This window comes from Synechococcus sp. OH20 (genome assembly GCF_047502685.1).
GTDB lineage: Bacteria > Cyanobacteriota > Cyanobacteriia > Thermostichales > Thermostichaceae > Thermostichus.
In genome coordinates this window covers 1-17,268 of sequence record NZ_JANSIQ010000028.1, presented here as the reverse complement: position 1 = coordinate 17,268, position 17,268 = coordinate 1, and the positions used below count along the sequence as shown (strand labels likewise).

Genomic DNA, 17,268 nt, shown 5'->3' with positions numbered 1-17,268 from the left:
ACGTTTCTCTACGTCGTTATTCCTACGCAACGCTGTCGCGAACGCGCCGGCGGCGCGGAGCGCTATCCCTAACTCCCCTCTCCCAGAGGGAGAGGGGTTGGGGGTGAGGGCACCTCTGGGAGAGGGGTTGGGGGTGAGGGTAGAGGCCCGGAGCGCTTGGGTCGGCGGCAAAGTGTCTTAATCTTGTTTGAAACGACTATAATCCGATGAATCCAATCCTCTGGGCTTTGAGCATAGCTCTGCTGCTGGCCGTGGGTCTGGCAGCCTACCTGTTGACTGCTCGCAAATACGAGTCTCCCGCATCCGTGGCTAAGTCTTACGACGAGTGGACCCGCGACGGGATCCTGGAGTTCTACTGGGGCGAGCATATTCACCTCGGCCACTACGGATCCCCGCCGCGGCGGAAGAACTTCATCCAGGCCAAGCACGACTTTGTCCACGAGATGGCGCGCTGGGGCGGGCTGGATCGGCTGCCGCCGGGGACGACGGTGCTGGATGTAGGTTGCGGCATCGGCGGTAGTTGTCGCATCTTGGCCCGCGACTACGGCTTTGTCGTAACCGGCATCACCATTAGCCCACAGCAGGTGCAGCGGGCCCAAGAGCTCACCCCCCCCGATCTGCCCGTCCGGTTTCAGGTGGCCGATGCCCTCAACCTGCCCTTTCCCGACGCCAGCTTTGATGTGGTCTGGTCCATCGAAGCGGGGCCCCACATGCCGGACAAGGCCCGCTACGCCAGCGAGATGCTGCGGGTGCTCAAGCCGGGAGGCATCTTGGTGGTGGCGGACTGGAACCAGCGGGACGACCGTCAAAAGCCCCTCAACTTTTGGGAGCGGCTGGTGATGCGGCAGTTGTTGGATCAGTGGTCGCACCCCGCTTTTTCCAGCATCGAGGGGTTTGCCGAACAGTTGCAAGCCACCGGGCTGGTGGAAGGGCAGGTGGAAACCGCCGACTGGACGCAAGAAACCCTTCCTTCTTGGCTGGATTCCATCTGGCAGGGCATTGTCCGTCCCGAGGGCTTGCTGAAGTTTGGCTTGGTAGGCTTGATTAAGTCGCTGCGGGAGGTGCCCACCTTCTTGCTCATGCGCCTGGCCTTCGGCACCGGCCTCTGCCGCTTTGGCATGTTCCGGGCGGTGCGGGCCGCCACGCCGGCAAACTCCGCCTCCCCAGAAGTAGTTGGCCACAGCACCCAATAAGAGACAATGACGATCCTTGCTCCCACTCCGGATACCCTGGACGCCCTCTACGACGTGATCATCGTCGGCGGCGGCATTGCGGGCCTGACTCTAGCTTGTGCCCTGCAGGGCTCCGGCCTGCGCTTGGCCCTCATCGAGGCCCAGTCGGCTGAGGCAGTCAGGCAGCGCCCCTTGGCCTATGCCCTTTCGCCGCTGTCGATCCGCATCTTTCGGGCCATCGGGGTGTGGGAGGCGCTGGCTCCCCACATCACGCCCTTTGCCCAGGTGATTCTGACCGACGCCAACGCTCCCCAGCGGGTGACATTTAGGCCGGAGGATGTGGGGGAAACGGCGGTTTTCTACTGCGGCGAACATGCTCGGCTGCAGCAGGTGCTCCAGGAGCAAGTAGCCGCCGATCCCAAGATCACCTGCTACTACGAAGCCAGGGTGGAGAAGGTAACCTACGGGAAGGTTGCCGCCGAGGTAGAGCTGGAAATGACACAGGGCCGGCGCCGACTGGCCGCCGCTCTGGTGGTGGCTGCCGACGGCCTGCGCTCTCCCGTGCGGCAGCGGGCAGGGATCCCTAGCGACGGCTGGGACTACTGGCAGTCGTGTATCACCGCCCTGGTGGCCCCTGCCCAAGACCACCAAAACATCGCCTACGAACGCTTCTGGCCTGCTGGCCCCTTCGCCATCCTGCCCCTGCCCGGCAATCGCTGCCAGGTGGTCTGGATCCTGCCCCACGAGCAGGCCAAAGCCACGCTGGCCCTTTCTCAGGCCGACTTCTTGGCCGAGATGCAGCGCTACTACGGCGTCCAGGGCGGCTGCCTCACCTTGCTGAACCCGCCCCAAGTCTTCCCGGCCCGTCTGCGCCAGAGCCGCCGCTACTATCAGCACCGCTTGGCGTTGGTGGGAGATGCCGCCCACCACTGCCATCCGGTGGCCGGCCAAGGGCTGAACCTCGGCATCCGCGATGCCGCCGCCTTGGCCCAGGTGCTGTTGGCTGCTTGGCAACGGCACGAGGATCTGGGAGATGTCAAAGTCCTGCGCCGCTACGGTCGCCGTCGCCGTTGGGAAAACTGGCTGGTGCTGCTCTTCACGGATCTACTCACCCGCACCTTCTCCAACTCCTACTGGCCCCTGGTGGTCATGCGGCGCTGGATCCTGAGCGGGATGATGGCCTTTCCGCCCCTGCGCTGCTTTTTGCTGCGCCTGATGACTGGCTTGTGGGGAAGCCCTCCCTACAGCCCCAGTTCCTCCTTGGCCTTCTGAGCTGCCCAAAGCACCTCCGCATCGGCGGCCTGGGACCAGTCGGGATCGGCGATCTCGGCGTAGAACCTGGGGTCGTAGGAGCGGGTTTGCACCACCACCGGCATGGGCACGGCATGGCCGAGGATCAGGGCCTGCTGTTTGGAATCCAGCTTGGCCAGCACTGTTTTCAAGTTCTGGCTGCCGGCTACGCCCGTGAACACGGCCTCGATATCCTGCTCGTCGTTGAGGAGGGCCGTGATGCGAGTGCCCAACTGCGACATCACCTCGCTGTCGATACTGGAAGGGCGCTGATCCACCACCAGCAGCGTGACAAAGTACTTGCGCATCTCGCGGGCAATAGTGCCGAAAATGGTCTGCTTGGCCGCCCGCGGATCCAGAAAGCGGTGCGCTTCCTCGATGGTGATGCACAGTTGCCGGGGCCGGTCGAGGGGATTTTTGGACTGCAGGTACCGCTCTGTCTGCTGCACATAGGCCTGGTGGATGCGGCGGGTGATGACGTTGGCTGCCAACATGTAGGACAGCAGGTTGGACTGGGATCCGAACTCGATGACCACGTGGATGCCGCGGCTGAGGGCCTCCAAGATCTCGCCGATGTAGTTGTGGGGCAAGCTGTTGCGGATGTACTTGAGGTCGTCGAGGCGGGTGAGCTTGCGCTGCAGGGCCAGGATCGAGGCCTTGTTGCCCATCTTCTGTTCGCAAAACTCTTGAATCTCGGCGTTGGAGAGGCTCAAGAGCCGGCTGATCCAGTCGCGGCCAAACTCGTTGCGCAGGATAATGGCGTTTTCCAGGCTGGCCTCCGAGAGGTTGAGCTCCTCCGCCAACAGGGCCAGATCTTCCACCTCGATCTGGTTGTAGGCAATAAACAGTTCGCGGGCATCCCGCACCCCTCGCCGCCGGGTGGAATCGGGATCCAAGGTATAGATTTGTACCTGGCCGGGGAAGAGCTGCCGCAGCCCCTTGACAGTGGTGGCCTGCCTATCCTCGCTGGCCGCCTCCCAGCCGTACTCGGAGTGCATATCAAAAATTAGGTTCACCGCCGCCCGTTTGCGGATGATGCCCGCCAGGAGCAGGCGGGCCAGAAAGGATTTGCCGGTACCGGACTTGCCGAAGATGCCGTTGCTGCGCTCCACCCAGCGATCCAAATCTAGGCAAATGGGCACCGCCATGTCCAAGGGCTGACCGATGGCGAAGTTGCGCCGAGTTGGATCCTCTTCCCAGCCGAAGACGGTGCGAAAGTCCAGCTCCCGCGCCTCGTACACCTGGGAAAAGTGGGCCGGCACCGTTTTCACCGGCAACAGCTCCATCGCCTCAGCACCAGGAAGGGCTGGGCCGCCATCTTCTGGCCGCTTGGGATCAATGAGGGGGTACAGCCTTTCCCCTTCCGTCTGCCGCGGCACCAGCATCAGCATCGGCGTGAGGGCGATAACCCCGTAGGTGCCGGTACCTGCCAGCACCTCCTGCAGCAGGGTCTCTTCCGGGCGGGGGGGGTTGACCAGGATCTGGGGGTTGCTGGTTGCTAACGTAACGTCGGTGAGCAGACCGAAGAAGCGGTGGCGCTCCCCTTGAATCACCACAAACTTGCCCACCCGCAGGTCTTCTACCGAAACACCGGGGTTGAGGCGAGCTTCCAAGCCCCGACTCAGGGATCCCTGAATGACGGTGGCCAAAGGTTGGGGAGCGGTCATGGCGGTGAGACTAGTTCTGGGCACGGGCGCTGGTGCGGGGGGCGCCATCCTGCACGATCCAGGTGCGGACGATCTCCACCTCCTCCGGCGTCCAAAAGCCCAGACGGGAGAGGGGCAGCCCGCGGGCCTGGATGTAGGCGATCTCCGGGGATCCGCCGCGGGCCTGAGAGCGGTTGGGATTGTTGGCGTTGAGAAGGGTGGCGTGGCGGCGCGTCCAGCGGGGATCGATCAACTCGCTCTTGGGATCCCCTGGCTTGACGTAGGCCAGAACCGCCTCGTAGCTATCCAGCAACTGGGTGCGCTGTCGCCCCGCCGGCTGGTGACAGCCGACACAACTGGCCTCCAGCAGCGGTTTGATGTCCCGCTCGTAGGTAAACTGCGGCTCGGTGCGAAAGCGCAGTTGGATGGCCTGCTCCAGCGGCAGCCCCTCTTGGGGGGCAATCGTAAGGGTGTAGTCGGTGCTGAAGCGCAAGGGATCTCGAGGCTTAAGCAACAACTCGTCTCCCTGCACGTCGAAAATGACCGCTGCCGGCGGCTCCAACTGAACCGCCAGCCGTTGTAGATTGGGATCCAGCGGCCGATCGAATTGCAGCCGAATGACTCCATCTATCAAAACATCCTGCTGTTCAGGGGCAGGTTGAGAAGAGACCCACTGTAAAGACGCATTCGACTGGGACCAAACCCACGGATGAGACCCGCTGATAAAGAACATTGCTGCCAACAACAACAGCCCCGCCCAAGTTCGCCACCGTCCCCAGTGGCGAAAGATATTCTGTACGGTCGGAGTGTTCATTGCCGCAGACCCAATTCTACTGTTGTCAGAATAGCGAACTTAATCCATGCTTCAGCCGTTGATGAGATACAGATCGTCAGGGATCCCCAGCGGATCATGAGGATCCCTTGTCTGGTAGAGTAGACGAACAATGAACGCCGGAGCAAAAAGAAGAGGCTGCTGCTCCCAAAGGCTGAAAATCATATTGAGGGCTTCACCCAAGCTGATAGGAGATCACCAGCAGGGAGAAGCAGTACAGGGAGACAGCCAATCAGTTGACGCGCTCCAGCTTGATGTTGTGGTGGCCCAACTTGATCTCGAACTCATCTCCGGGCTTGAGGCCCATCTTCTTGGTGTAGGCAGCTCCAATTAGGAGATTGCCATTCTTATGAACCGAAACCCGGAAGGTAGGAGCGCGGCCACGAGATCCATTTTCGTCACTGGCACCGAGATCCACGCCAACAGCCTTCAGCAGGGCATTGTTAAACTGCATCAGATTCACTCGCTCCTGACCATTCTTGGTGTAGGTGACATAGCCACAGGCGCGAGCTTTTTCCTTGCGATCCGCATTTCCCATTGAAGTTACTTTGTCGAGGAGCTCTTGGCCAGTGAGTGGTTTTGGTTTACTGGTTGTAGCCATATCAAGGTGGTTTTAAGGACAACAGTTAGTGTAGCCAGAAACAAACAGCGATTGCAATAGAGGTTCCTCCAATTCCTCTTTACCTTCCTATTAGAGAGAATAGGTTCGGCGGCTGCAATGGGATTGAAGGGTGATTGCGCAAAACAGTAGTGGAGAATTTTCTCTAGAGGCCAGAACCTGTGGGGGAGACTTTCGCGGAAGGGACAGGCCCTCAGGGCCAAGGGCATATAAAAGTGTCTTTGAGTGTCTCTAGACGCTGGATCCCCGCTGCGGCACCGGAGTTGAGCAAAAGCAGGGAAACTGGAAACAAGGCTGTTTGAGTGTCACTCGATATGGATCTCTTTTGGTCGGGACGGCGTCTTCTGGTTGGGGTGAGCGGGGGGATTGCTGCCTACAAAACGGCGGTTTTGGTATCTGCTCTGGCCCAGCAGGGGGCAGAGGTGAGGGTGGTTTTGACGAAAGCTGCAGAACAGTTTATCTCCCCCCTGACGTTGGCCACCGTGTCTCGCCAGCCAGCTTTCACGGATGCCGAGTTCTGGCAAGCTACGCGGGGACGGCCGCTGCACATCGAGCTGGGGGAATGGGCCGAGGCTCTTCTGATTGCGCCGCTTTCGGCCAACACCTTGGGCAAGGTGGCCCAGGGGCTGGCGGACAATTTGCTCACCAATGTGGTTTTGGCTTGCCACTGTCCGGTGGCCCTGGCGCCGGCCATGAATACCCACATGTGGAAGGCTGAAGCGGTGGCCGAGAATTGGCAGCGGCTGCAACGGGATCCCCGCTTCTGGGCCTTGCCCACTGCCAGGGGCCGCCTGGCCTGTGATGCGGTGGGGGAAGGGCGTATGTTGGAGCCAGAGGCGCTGCAGGAGTATGTGCGGGCTCTGCTCTGGACAGGGGGGAAAAAAGACTGGCAAGGGAAGCGGGTGTTGGTGACGGCAGGAGGCACCCGCGAGCCCATCGACGCGGTGCGTTTTATCGGCAACCCGGCCAGTGGGCGGATGGGGGTGGCGCTGGCAGTGGCAGCCGCCTGCCGGGGGGCCAACGTCACGCTGGTGCATGGGCCGCTGGGGATCCCCCTTGATCCAGCACCCTTCGCCATTCGGGCCATGCCGGTGGAGACGGCAGCCCAACTGGAGAGAGTTTTGCAGGCGGAGTTTCCCCAGGTGGATCTTTTGTGGATGGCTGCCGCTGTGGGGGATGTGCGCCCCGTCCAGGTTTACGCGGGGAAACTGCCAAAAGGCGATCTGCCCCCCATGCTGCCCTTGGAGCCTGTCCCTGACCTGGTGGCAGCCCTGGCCCGCCACCGACGTCCCGGTCAGCTTCTTATCGGCTTTGCCGCCCAGAGCGGGGATCCCCTCCCCTCAGCCAAGGAGAAGCTGCAGCAGAAAGGGCTGGACGCCATTGTGGCCAATCCCATCGACCAGCCGGAGAGCGGCTTTGGCAGCAGCCACAACCAAGGCTACTGGATCCCGCGGCAGGGCAGCCCAGAACGGCTGCCTTGGACAACCAAGGCCACCCTGGCCCACCGGCTGCTGGATCTGGCCCTGCAGCTGGAGCCGAGCTGACCCCGAGGCCTCACTGCTTTGGCTTCGTATCTCGGCTGCGAGGGTAACGGTTCTCCCGGCGATCGGACCAAAATCAGGCCAAAATCAGGTACCTTTGAGGCTAAGCGCAGAGGGATCCGATGGCGATCATCGTTTTGAAAGCCTGGTATTTGGATTCGGTGTTGTCTGCCTCCCAAGTTCAACAGAGGGCTCCCGATCTGCGCCTAAGCCGTACCGGCCTCTTGAAAACGGCGATGCGAGCCGATTTCCTCGACGATGTGGAGCAGGTGAAGGCTTCTGTCTGGTGGCAGCGCTACTTGGAAGGGGAGCTGGTGGAGTTTTACATCGAGGGCAGCGGCGCCTACAGCATCTCCAACCTCGATTTGATCAGCCGCGAGATCTACTTTAATAAGCGGGCCACCCTGAACATGACGGAGCCGGTCATCTACTTTTGTGGCCAAGCGGATTACCCCGACTCCAGCGCCACGCTGCACCAGGCGTTGCAGGCGGTGGTGGAGACCATTAACCGCCATCACCAACCGGTTCTTCCGCTGCAACTGCAGGGATCCCTGCCCAGCGAAAGCGAGACACCTCTAATCGACGCGGCCCTGATTCGCAAGCTCAAGCACGCGCTGCTGGTGGTGGCCGATGTCACCCCGGTGCAGGTGAATGGCCGAGGACGGCCTCTGCCCAGTCCCCAGGTCTGTTTGGAGTTGGGCTATGCCCTGCAAGCGAAGCGCCCCGAGCAATTGCTGCTGGTACAACTGCCCCGCGACGACATCGAGGGATCCTTTCCTTTCGAGGTGGAGGGCAGCAGTTTTTTGAAAATTGCCGATCCGCAGCGCCTGTCGGATCAATTGGGAGCCGAGATCGCCCGGCAGTTGCAGCGCAACCGGGTTATCTCCCTCTAGCCAGACGCACCTATCCAACTGCCCCTCGCAGCCGTTAGACTCTTGGAGATGGCTGGGGGTACTGCTCTCCAAAACCCAAACGGCATCTATTGGCGCTCCCTTTTTGTGCAACCATGACTCTGGCTAATGCAAATTCTCTGGGTTCTCCGGATCGCTCTGCAGCAGGTTGGCAGAGAGGTTTGAACGGCCTGATGTTTCTGCTGCTGGCGGGAGTTCCTCTATCTTGGGTGGGGCACTTCCGAGGCTGGGATCCCAACCTGGTCTTCCTCTGTGCCGCCTTGGCGGTGGTGGCCTTGGCCAAGTTTATGGGTCAAGCCACCGAGGAGATTGCCGCCTTGACCGGGCCGACCATAGGGGGGTTGATCAACGCTACTTTTGGCAATGCGGCAGAATTGATCATCGGCTTGGTGGCGCTGCGGGCGGGGCTGGTGGAGGTGGTGAAAGCCTCGATCACCGGCTCGATCATCAGCAACCTGCTGCTGGTGGCCGGGCTGGCCATGTTTTTGGGCGGCATTAAGTTTCGCGAGCAGAGCTTTCGGCCCGAAGTGGCCCGCATGAATGCCTCGGTGATGAACCTGGCGGTGGTGGCCTTGATCTTGCCCAGTGTGGTCACCTATGCCGATGCCAACTTGGGAGCGCTCTCCATCCAAGAGCTGTCCACGGCGGTGGCTCTGGTGCTGATCGGGGTTTACGGCCTCACCTTGCTGTTTTCCCTCAAAACCCACAGTTACCTCTACGCTCTTCACGAGGCCGCAGCCGCAGAGAATGAGGCGGCCAATCGCCTGGCCCCCAATCCGGTTTTGCAGGCGGAGGGCTCCATTCCCCAAGTGTTGACGGCCCCGCCCGAGCAGCCTGGGCTATGGCCTTGGGTGTTGGCCCTTTTGGGGTTGACGGTGTTGGTGGCACTGGAGTCGGAACTGTTGGTGAGCACCTTGGAGCACACTCTGGAGCATTGGCACATTACCTCGCTGTTTATGGGGGTGATCTTGCTGCCGATCATCGGCAATGCGGCCGAACATGCGACGGCAATTACGGTGGCCATGAAAGACAAGATGGATCTCTCCTTCTCAGTATCTCTGGGCTCGACGATGCAAATTGCCCTGTTCGTGGCGCCCCTGCTGGTCCTGGCCGGTGACCTGCTGGGCCAGCCGATGAACTTTAACTTCGGCATGGTGGAGCTGGTAGCGATCGCCGTCTCGGTGTTGCTGGTCAACTCTGTCAGCAGCGACGGGCGCTCCAACTGGCTGGAGGGGCTGTTGCTCTTGGCCACCTATGCCATTCTCGGCATTGCTTTCTTCTTCTTAGATTGATGGAAGAACTTTAGCATCGGCTCATGCCGCACAATCTGCAAGCTTCAAGTAGATCGAGGCGGGGAACAGCGGGATCCCTGCTTTGGCCGCTCCTTTTTTTCGGCACTTCCCTCGCCCTATCCCCGGCCATCGAGCCGGCATGGGGTCAGGAAGCTTCTCAAAACAACGGCACCGCCTCCAACCTGCCTTTGCTCAACCGCTTGGATGCCCTGGAAGAGCTGCGGCAGGCGCTCAGCCTGCCCACCACCTCCATCCAAACGGAGGCCGTGACGCTGGATGGGCGGCGGCTGTTTTTGGTCGCCGCGCTGCAGGGGGATCCCGGCAGCGTGCCGCCGGTGTCGCAGCGGGCCCGCTCCATCGAACAAACCCTGCGCCAGTTGGCCCAGTCGGGCCTTGACCCGGAAACACTGCGGGTGGAGGTCGTCCTCGACAGCCAAACCAATCAGCCGGTGATCCGGGTGAATGGACGCCATTTGATGACCATCACCTCTCTGGATGCTCAGCTTCAGGGCAGCCAGCCGATGGATTGGGCCGAACAGGTGGCGGGCATTGTCGAGGAGGCCCTGCGCACCTGGCAGCGGGAGCGACAGCCCCAGTTTTTGCGCCGCCAAGCCCTGATAGCCCTCGCCATTCTGGCAGCAGCGGCAAGCCTGAGCCGGCTTTGTCAACGAGAACGACGACGGCTGCAGCAAAAACGCGATGCCCTGCAGGCGGAGTACCAGGCCATCCAAGCAGAGGTGCAGGAGCGCCTCCAGGGGGAGCCGGGCGAGGATCCCGTCTTGGTCGAACAACAGGCAGGGCGCAAACGGCAGGCATCCTATTTGGAGCTGCACATTCGTCTGCTGCGCCTGGTGCAGGTTGGCCTGTGGACGGGCGGCGTTGGGGTGAGTTTGGGCCTTTTCCCCCAAACACGACCCCTGCAAACGTTTCTCCTAGTCTCGCTGCGCGGCCCTCTGCTGCGCTTGGCAGGGGTGGGCCTGGCGACCTATGGCAGTGTTTGGCTGAGCAGCCTGCTGCTGGACGGCCTCTTCGCCGCCTTGCGCCAGGAGCAGTGGCAAAATGCCCCCACCTATCGCCTCAGCAAACGCCTCAGCACCTTTGCCGGTGTCTCCAAAGGAGTGACAGCCACCACGCTGGTTTTGCTGGGATCCCTGGTCGGCTTGGCCTCGGTGGGGGTGAATATCGGCCCTTTGGTGGCCAGCCTGGGCTTCATCGGGCTGGGGATTTCCCTGGCTGCCCAGGATTTGATCAAAGACGTGATCAACGGGCTGTTGATTTTGCTGGAAGACCAATTCGCCGAAGGAGATGTGATCGTGGTGGATGGGCGGGGCGGCCTGGTGGAACATATGGATCTGCGGCTAACCCAGTTGCGCAACACCGAAGGCAGCCTGATCTCCATTCCCAACAGCGCCATTCGGGTGGTGGAGAACCTCTCCAACGGCTGGTCGCGGGTGGATTTGGGGATCGTGATCGCCTACGAAAACGACCTGGAACAGGCCATCCGCATCACCGAGCAGGTGGCGCTCCAGATGTACCGGGAGCCGGCTTGGCGGGACAAGATCCTCGAGCCCCCCGAGATGCACGGCGTCGATGACCTGGGGGAGCGGGGGATCACCCTGCGCATCTGGATCAAAGTGCAGCCCCTACAGCAGTGGCGGGTGGCGCGGGAATATCGCCGTCGCCTCAAGCATGCCTTCGACCAAGCCGGGATCCGGATTCCGTTTCCGCAGCAAACCCTCTGGTTCCACAGCCCCTTGGAGATGCGCATCCAGGGCCTCAGCCCAGAGGAGACCCACCGCCTGCTGCGCCTGATGGAGTCGCGGCTGGAGGCCCGTCCGCGGGAAAGGGATCTTGATCCAGAAGACCTCACAGACCAGGTTCCTGCCGAGGGTCTTCATCGCCCTTAGCCGCCCGGCTGGCCTGCAAGCTACTCGTCGCCGATGATTTCCGGCTCAGTCAGTTCATCCGACATCTCGATGACGGCGCGGCGGATGGGCTTCATCCAGCCATCTTCCAGATCGTCGGGATCGTCGTAGCGACGGCGCTTGGCCCGGTTGGCCACCTGTACTGTGATGCGGTAGCGATTTTTGGAGGCGTTGATCAGAGCCTCTACCCGACGCATCAGCTCGTCGTTGTCGATAGCCAGTTGATGCTTGCGTGGGGCCATCATCGCAGTTTTAACCTTGGCATCTATTGTTACAGGGGATCCTGATCTTAGCAGAGAACCGGCCAATCCTTCCCTTGCTCAGCGCCCGACCGACTTACGCACTGCGATCAAGCTGCTGCCGGTGCCCAGAAAAACCCCCATCCCCAACAGCAGCAGCGGCAAGAACCAAAACTCCAGTTGGCCGGGATCCGCCTGCATCACCTTGAGAAAGGGCAAGGCGATCAACCGCTCCAGCACCTCCTGCAGCAACTGTCGGGATCCCAGAACCAAGCCCCAAGCCCCTAGCGCGCTGATCACCCCGAACAGGCAGCCCTGCAAAATAAAGGGCAAGTAAATCCAAGCTGCCGTTGCCCCCACCAGTTGCATCACCTCGATCTCCCGCCGCCGCGCCATGACGATCAGCCGAATGGTGGTGGTGATCACAGCCACCGCCGTCAGGGCCAACACCCCGGTGATGCCCAGGGATCCCAGCCGCAGCATCTCCTGAATTTGGGCCAGTTGTTCCACGATGCGGCTGCCGTAGTACACCTCGTCTACCCCTTCCAATTGGCGAATCTGTGCCGCCACCTCCCCCAGGGCTTCGGCGGAATCCGCCTTGACCCGCAGGGCATCCACCAAAGGGTTCTCCCCCAACTGGGTTTCCATCGCCGCCTCATCCTGGATCCCCATCTCGATGAGGAGGGTGCGCCAAGCTTGGTCTTTGGTGATGACCTTCACCGCCACCACGTGGGGCAATTGGGCGACCTGGGGCTGCAACTCCACCCCTTGGCGTTCCGGCTCCAGATAGACGGAGATCTCCAGTTGCTCCCCCAGGGATCGCACCGTCGCATCCACCCCCCAAGACAGCTCCACGCCGATCCCCACCAAAAACAGCAACACCAGCAGGGTGCTCACCGCCGCCCAGTTCAGCCAGCCTCCCCGCCGCAACCCCAAAAAAGTCTCTTGCAGGAGATAGCAAATCTTGTTGAGAAATCGGGAGAGAGATTGCATGCTGTTTACCGCCCAACACTGCCAGTAAACCCAATCTTCGGGATTCCCGCCCTATGCAGCGCCTCAGCGCAGATCATACAGGCGTCCTCCTTCCATGCGCACCACCCGGTGGCCGGCCCGCTCCACCAGATGGGGGTCGTGGCTGGTCATGATGACAGTCACCCCAAAAGAATTGAGCCGCTCCAAAATCTGGAGAACCAAGAGCGAGTTTTCCGGATCCAGGTTCCCCGTCGGCTCGTCTGCCAGCAGCAGCACCGGCATGTTAACAATGGCACGGGCCAGGCTGAGGCGCTGCTGTTCTCCTCCCGAAAGCTCATGGGGAAAGCGATCCCGCTTTTCGGTCAGCCCCACCATCTTCAAAGTCGGCCCGATGCGGCGGCGGATTTCGGCGGGGGACAGCCCTTGGGCGCGCAGCACAAAGGCCACATTTTCCGCCAGGGTGCGGTTGGCCAACAGGCGATAGTCTTGAAAGACCACCCCCAAGCGCCGCCGCAGCATCGCCAGCGGACGGGGTGGAATGCGGTAGGGCCGCCGCCCTTCCGAAGAACATAGGCACACCTGATCCACCACAACCGTGCCCTCGGTGGCCTGTTCGTCCCCGTAGAGCAGTCGCAAGAGGGTGGACTTGCCCGCTCCCGACACGCCGGTAACAAACACGAACTCGCCGCGGCGCACCTCCAAGTTCACATCCTGAAAAATCAAGTTGCCGTTGGGGAAGACCTTGCTCACGCCCCGCAGGGACACCATGCTGGCTGGGGCCTGCAAAGATCCCGGCTGGGTGCTGCTGTACAAGCTCAAGGGGGCCAGATGAGGAGTGGGAGCTGTACCGGCCCAACGGTGAACGCGAGGGGAATAGCCGATGTGCTGACCAAGCATCATAAGGAAGCGCCTACAAAAGAGGAAGACGAGGAAGCGCCGGCAGGCTAGGGGCGCCAGCGAGAAGCGGGATCCCACAGCACCCGCCAGGCAAACCTGGGCAAAGCCAACATGCGTCGCCAGCGCCAAGGTTCCTGATAGAGACGATACAACCATTCCAGGTGATGGTCACGCCACCAGCGGGGGGCTCGCCGTTTTTGGCCGGCCCAAATGTCGAAGCTGCCCCCCACCCCCATCCAGATGGCCTGGGGCAAGAGGCTGCGCCATCTCTGGATCCACAGCTCCTGGCGCGGGGAGCCCAGCCCCACCCACACCAGTTGCGGCTGGAAGTCCTGGAGAGTGTGCAGCAGGTTTTCTTCCTCGGCAGGGGAGAAGTAGCCGTGGTAGCCCCAAATGGACAGAGAGGGAAAGCAAGCGTGCCAATGTTGAATCGCTGCCCGGTTGACTTCCGGCCTTCCCCCCACCAAGGCCAAGCGCCACCCCCGTTCTGCCGCCAGCGCGATCAGGGCTTCGGCCAGCTCGATCCCCGGCACCCGCTGGACGCGGATCCCCTGCCGCCGCAAAGCCCACACCACCCCCGCCCCATCTGGGATCACCAGCTCTGCTCGTTGTAGCACCTGGGCAAAGGCCGGATCCCGCTGCGCCTGCATGATCATCTCTGGGTTACAAGTAACCACCTGGGCGCCCTGCCTCTCCTGAATACGCGCCTCGATCCAGGTGGCATAGCTCTGTAGACTGGCTTCTGGCAGAGCCAGGTGTAGGTTCACACCCAGAATTGAATGGCTTGCTAACGACACCACCACCGTTGCTGATTTCTCTTATTGGCTTGGGCTATATGGTGCGGCAGACGGCGCTGCCGGAGTTTCGAGCTGCCGGATTGGCCCATCTTTACTTCGTGGGCTTGGTCTGGACACTGGTGATCGCCCTGGGCATGATTCTCTCGGTGCTGCCTTTTGTCGGTCGTACCCCTCCAGCGGCTTTGAGCCAATATCTGGGGGTGTTTTGGCTGTGGCAAATGGGGTTGGGCCACTGGCTCAACGGCCTGGTGGATCCGCCGCGCCTTCCCTACTGGATCACCGGTGGGATCCAGATCTTGGCCGGAGTTGCCTGCCTGCTGTGGGGGCTGGAGTGGCAGTATGCGGTGGCAGGGGGGATCGGGGTTTTGGCCATGCTGCTTCTGATCCCGCTGCATGGATCTCGTATAGATCTCACTGATCTCCCTCTGAGACCTTATCCAGGTGCACCTGCCAGACTTGGCCCAGCGCCCTCACCTCATCCCCAAGGCGCAATTTGCGCCCGCGGCGGGTTTCCACCTCGCCATTGACCTGCACCTGTCCGGCTTGGATCAACTGCTTGGCCTGCCCACCGGTGGACACAACCCCCGCCCACTTGAGAAACTGATCCAGCTTAATCACGGGATCTGTCGCCATCACTGCACCCAAAGGGTTTTGACATCGACCAGTTGTCCCATTGCCTGTTTCTCCACTCTGGCATTTGCATTCTGCCCGGAATGGGGCTCGGGAGAGAAAAATTGGTGATGTTTGGGATCAGGGTTGCAAGCTGCTCGTGGTTGCCGTTGGATCCCCGACCCAGAACTCATAAGCGGCTTGCGACAGGCTGGCGATCAGCTCTTCGGCTCTGGGGTCGTTGGGGGTTTCTCGCTTCACCCACACCGCCGCCACATAGCGTCGCCCGTTGGGCAAATCCAGGATCCCGGCATCTCCCACCACCGAGCGCAGGGTTCCCGTCTTGTGGGCAATGCGCACCTCCTGGCCCAGGTGGGGTCGAAAGTAGGAAGGCCGTTGGGTACGCCAGAGAATGTCCAAAAAGCGGTCGCGGCTGCGGCGGCTAAGCATGCGCCCCTGTTCCACTTGGCTGAGCAACCAAACCATGTCGCGTGGGCTGCTGGTGTTGGTGCCCTCCAGATCCGGTAGCCACCAGGAAATTTGCGTGTGCTGTAGCCCCCACTGACGAAATTTTTGGTTGAGAGCCTCCTGTCCACCCAGGCGATCGATGATCAGATTGGTGGCGAAGTTGTCGCTGAGGGTGCTCATCAGGGTGGCCGCCTCCAGGGCAGAGACCTGGGATCCCAGGGGACGGGTTTGGAGCACGCCCGCTCCTCCTGCCTTGAGATCTTCCCGCAGGGCGAGCGGTTCATCCAGCCGCACCTGCCCGGTTTCCACGGCCTGGAAAAAGGCCAAGAGAATGGGGATCTTGATTACGCTGGCGGCAGGAAAAGCCTGATCCGGCCTGACGCCGGCAAAGGCGCCGCTTTCCACCTCCCAAAACAGGGCCCCTGCCGTCAACCCCGGTTGGTCGGCCAAAGCGGCTAGGCGCTCCTGCAAAGCCGGGATCGCCTCTCCCTGCAGGGTATCGCTCGGCCCTGGATCCCCAAGCTGCGTCGTGGCAGGTTCTGTCTGTCCAGTGGGGGTTGATTGCAGCAGTTGCGAGAGGCCGGCCATTGTCAGGCCCAGGATGAGACTGAAGCTCAGGCCCCTGAGCAACACTTCTCCGAGGGCCGGAGAACGTCCTGGGCGGCGAGGCTGGACAGCCCGTTGGCGCAGACGGGCGATGGCTTTTTGGCGGGCCAGACGCAGCGGCTGAGGGTGGGAGGCAGCCGGGGCAGGAAGCAGGCGCCCAGAACCCCCCAATAGGGCATCCTTAGCGGATCGTGAGGGGCGGCGGGGATCCCGAGGCTTCTTGGGCGTTGGTCTCCTCTCCCTTGCTCCGGCCATGAGAACAACTGCTCCCACACAAGGCTTGCGTAAAGATGTTGACAGTTTTACCAGCTCTGGTGGCTCGGTATGAACTACCCCACCGCGCAGGCGGGTGGGGTTTCCTCACCCGCTTGACAGCAGAGCTTTTGTCTCTTCCTCTGCCCCAGTTGCTTCATCGTTCGCGGCAGCGGGACGGAGTCCATCCCGTGTACCGGGTCTCTGTTCGCAAAGCGTGGCGCTAGCCATAGTAGAGCTGAAGCATCCAAGACTCACGAGGCGGGTTCCCAGCCCCGGTTGCTGATTGGTAGCAACGTTGTACAGTACCATCACCGTCCCCCTGTCCCTCTCTATCGCAAAACCACAAGCAGGGCAGACATGGTAGCGATTACTCAGGTCTGCCCACTCCTTGTGAACGGCACCGCACTGCGGGCAGCGCTGAGACGGCTTAAGGGTTTGCGTGGGAAGAAACAAGACTAAACCGCCCTTCTGCTCAATTTTGTAGGTCAGCAGCCGGTTGAGGGTTGCAAAACCTACCGACAAAATAGACTTGTTTAGTCCAGCCTTGCGCTTCTTCCCTTTACCCTTAGCTTTACGGGTCATGTTCTTGACGTTGAGCTTTAAGGACTCCGTCCCGCTAACGCGACCGGTTACCCCGATGTCATAACGACGGGCAATCTCTGAGGTAACCTTGTGTTGCCAATCTCTACGCTGACGGGCAACTTTGGCTTTGAGCTTAGCCTCCAGTCGGTTGATTTTCTTCCATCTCCTAGAAGCCTTCACCCCCTTCCTGGGTGCACGCTTCCGACGTTTGAGCTTGGCAACCTTGCGAATTTTCTCCTCACTCCTCTGCGTAAACCGAGGATTAGCAACCTCATAGAACTCACTCCCGTCATATAGGGTTATGGCCGTCTCGGCGCCCAAATCGTAGGCAACGATAGATTCATACTTCAAATCTGACCGGGAACCAAACTTAGGCCGAGGTACTTCTACCTCTACAGTGAAGGAAGCATACCACTGCCGTAAAGTTGGTTTATAGACAATAGTTAGCGTGGTAGGCCTCCCCCAGTCCTTGGCTTTGCCCCGCATCCTCAGGGTGAGGCCCAGGTCATTGAGGGTAACGCTACCGTGCTTACCGTTGCTGGCTACTTTCCACCCCGAACTGCTGGGATATGTCCAGCCGGAGTACCGCTTGATTGACTTGAACTTAGGCTTTTT

General features: G+C 61.0%; 16 protein-coding genes. 6 read left to right on the top strand and 10 right to left on the bottom strand.

The window, feature by feature from the left end; genetic code table 11:
• Positions 1–206: 206 nt before the first annotated feature.
• On the top strand, positions 207–1,193 hold the full coding sequence (locus NW826_RS06115; RefSeq protein WP_414509690.1) for a methyltransferase domain-containing protein: 987 nt from the start codon (positions 207–209) through the stop codon (positions 1,191–1,193).
• Between the two features lie 6 nt (positions 1,194–1,199).
• A complete protein-coding gene (locus NW826_RS06110; RefSeq protein WP_414509689.1) occupies positions 1,200–2,444 on the top strand; it encodes an FAD-dependent hydroxylase in 1,245 nt (414 codons plus the stop codon).
• Here the strand turns inward: NW826_RS06110 and NW826_RS06105 are convergent.
• From NW826_RS06105 to NW826_RS06095, 3 genes are all read right to left on the bottom strand, one after another.
• Positions 2,414–4,129, bottom strand: a complete 1,716-nt coding sequence (locus NW826_RS06105; RefSeq protein ID WP_414509702.1) for a helicase HerA domain-containing protein — start codon at positions 4,127–4,129, stop codon at positions 2,414–2,416. The two genes, NW826_RS06110 and NW826_RS06105, sit on opposite strands and share 31 nt — an antisense overlap.
• Before the next feature lie 10 nt (positions 4,130–4,139).
• Entirely contained in the window at positions 4,140–4,922 is a 783-nt protein-coding gene (locus tag NW826_RS06100; protein WP_414509688.1) for an Ig-like domain-containing protein, read from the bottom strand.
• A gap of 250 nt (positions 4,923–5,172) precedes the next feature.
• Positions 5,173–5,541, bottom strand: coding sequence for an AbrB family transcriptional regulator (locus NW826_RS06095; RefSeq protein ID WP_011432615.1), 369 nt, complete (start codon positions 5,539–5,541; stop codon positions 5,173–5,175).
• 332 nt (positions 5,542–5,873) lie between these two features.
• Between NW826_RS06095 and coaBC the strand changes: the two genes are divergently transcribed.
• The 4 genes from coaBC (at position 5,874) to NW826_RS06075 (ending at position 11,210) form a co-directional block, all read left to right on the top strand.
• Positions 5,874–7,103: a bifunctional phosphopantothenoylcysteine decarboxylase/phosphopantothenate--cysteine ligase CoaBC gene (gene coaBC, locus NW826_RS06090; RefSeq protein ID WP_414509701.1), complete on the top strand. Its 1,230-nt coding sequence runs from the start codon at positions 5,874–5,876 to the stop codon at positions 7,101–7,103.
• 119 nt (positions 7,104–7,222) lie between these two features.
• Positions 7,223–7,993 (top strand): hypothetical protein, encoded by a 771-nt coding sequence (locus NW826_RS06085; protein ID WP_414333360.1) that lies wholly within the window; start codon positions 7,223–7,225, stop codon positions 7,991–7,993.
• 191 nt (positions 7,994–8,184) lie between these two features.
• Positions 8,185–9,303: a calcium/proton exchanger gene (gene cax, locus NW826_RS06080; protein ID WP_414333372.1), complete on the top strand. Its 1,119-nt coding sequence runs from the start codon at positions 8,185–8,187 to the stop codon at positions 9,301–9,303.
• A 23-nt stretch (positions 9,304–9,326) separates the two neighbouring features.
• Positions 9,327–11,210 carry a mechanosensitive ion channel family protein gene (locus NW826_RS06075; protein WP_414509687.1) on the top strand — a complete coding sequence of 628 codons (1,884 nt, stop codon included), beginning with the start codon at positions 9,327–9,329 and terminating at the stop codon, positions 11,208–11,210.
• Between the two features lie 20 nt (positions 11,211–11,230).
• On the opposite strand, the gene NW826_RS06070 is transcribed toward NW826_RS06075, so the two are convergent.
• From NW826_RS06070 to NW826_RS06040, 7 genes are all read right to left on the bottom strand, one after another.
• Positions 11,231–11,470: a DNA-directed RNA polymerase subunit omega gene (locus NW826_RS06070; RefSeq protein WP_414333373.1), complete on the bottom strand. Its 240-nt coding sequence runs from the start codon at positions 11,468–11,470 to the stop codon at positions 11,231–11,233.
• Positions 11,471–11,548: 78 nt separating this feature from the next.
• Positions 11,549–12,460 (bottom strand): cell division protein FtsX, encoded by a 912-nt coding sequence (locus NW826_RS06065; protein ID WP_414509686.1) that lies wholly within the window; start codon positions 12,458–12,460, stop codon positions 11,549–11,551.
• Positions 12,461–12,523: 63 nt separating this feature from the next.
• On the bottom strand, positions 12,524–13,339 hold the full coding sequence (locus tag NW826_RS06060) for a cell division ATP-binding protein FtsE (RefSeq protein ID WP_414333366.1): 816 nt from the start codon (positions 13,337–13,339) through the stop codon (positions 12,524–12,526).
• A 44-nt stretch (positions 13,340–13,383) separates the two neighbouring features.
• Positions 13,384–14,133 carry a WecB/TagA/CpsF family glycosyltransferase gene (locus NW826_RS06055; RefSeq protein WP_414337171.1) on the bottom strand — a complete coding sequence of 250 codons (750 nt, stop codon included), beginning with the start codon at positions 14,131–14,133 and terminating at the stop codon, positions 13,384–13,386.
• 411 nt (positions 14,134–14,544) lie between these two features.
• On the bottom strand, positions 14,545–14,766 hold the full coding sequence (locus tag NW826_RS06050) for an RNA-binding S4 domain-containing protein (RefSeq protein WP_414509685.1): 222 nt from the start codon (positions 14,764–14,766) through the stop codon (positions 14,545–14,547).
• A 117-nt stretch (positions 14,767–14,883) separates the two neighbouring features.
• Positions 14,884–16,071: a serine hydrolase gene (locus NW826_RS06045; RefSeq protein WP_414509684.1), complete on the bottom strand. Its 1,188-nt coding sequence runs from the start codon at positions 16,069–16,071 to the stop codon at positions 14,884–14,886.
• Positions 16,072–16,176: 105 nt separating this feature from the next.
• Positions 16,177–17,268 (bottom strand): RNA-guided endonuclease InsQ/TnpB family protein (locus NW826_RS06040; protein WP_414509683.1); only part of this gene is annotated, 1,092 nt, incomplete at its 5' end.

Excerpts from the sequence above, each read along its gene's own strand:
- NW826_RS06105 (WP_414509702.1), bottom strand. The coding sequence starts at position 4,129 with ATGACCGCTCCCCAACCTTTGGCCACCGTCATTCAGGGATCCCTGAGT.
- NW826_RS06050 (WP_414509685.1), bottom strand. The coding sequence starts at position 14,766 with ATGGCGACAGATCCCGTGATTAAGCTGGATCAGTTTCTCAAGTGGGCG.
- NW826_RS06095 (WP_011432615.1), bottom strand. The coding sequence starts at position 5,541 with ATGGCTACAACCAGTAAACCAAAACCACTCACTGGCCAAGAGCTCCTC.
- NW826_RS06065 (WP_414509686.1), bottom strand. The coding sequence starts at position 12,460 with ATGCAATCTCTCTCCCGATTTCTCAACAAGATTTGCTATCTCCTGCAA.
- NW826_RS06100 (WP_414509688.1), bottom strand. The coding sequence starts at position 4,922 with ATGAACACTCCGACCGTACAGAATATCTTTCGCCACTGGGGACGGTGG.
- coaBC (WP_414509701.1), top strand. The coding sequence starts at position 5,874 with ATGGATCTCTTTTGGTCGGGACGGCGTCTTCTGGTTGGGGTGAGCGGG.
- NW826_RS06060 (WP_414333366.1), bottom strand. The coding sequence starts at position 13,339 with ATGATGCTTGGTCAGCACATCGGCTATTCCCCTCGCGTTCACCGTTGG.
- NW826_RS06110 (WP_414509689.1), top strand. The coding sequence starts at position 1,200 with ATGACGATCCTTGCTCCCACTCCGGATACCCTGGACGCCCTCTACGAC.
- NW826_RS06045 (WP_414509684.1), bottom strand. The coding sequence starts at position 16,071 with ATGGCCGGAGCAAGGGAGAGGAGACCAACGCCCAAGAAGCCTCGGGAT.
- NW826_RS06085 (WP_414333360.1), top strand. The coding sequence starts at position 7,223 with ATGGCGATCATCGTTTTGAAAGCCTGGTATTTGGATTCGGTGTTGTCT.
- cax (WP_414333372.1), top strand. The coding sequence starts at position 8,185 with ATGTTTCTGCTGCTGGCGGGAGTTCCTCTATCTTGGGTGGGGCACTTC.
- NW826_RS06115 (WP_414509690.1), top strand. The coding sequence starts at position 207 with ATGAATCCAATCCTCTGGGCTTTGAGCATAGCTCTGCTGCTGGCCGTG.
- NW826_RS06075 (WP_414509687.1), top strand. The coding sequence starts at position 9,327 with ATGCCGCACAATCTGCAAGCTTCAAGTAGATCGAGGCGGGGAACAGCG.
- NW826_RS06070 (WP_414333373.1), bottom strand. The coding sequence starts at position 11,470 with ATGGCCCCACGCAAGCATCAACTGGCTATCGACAACGACGAGCTGATG.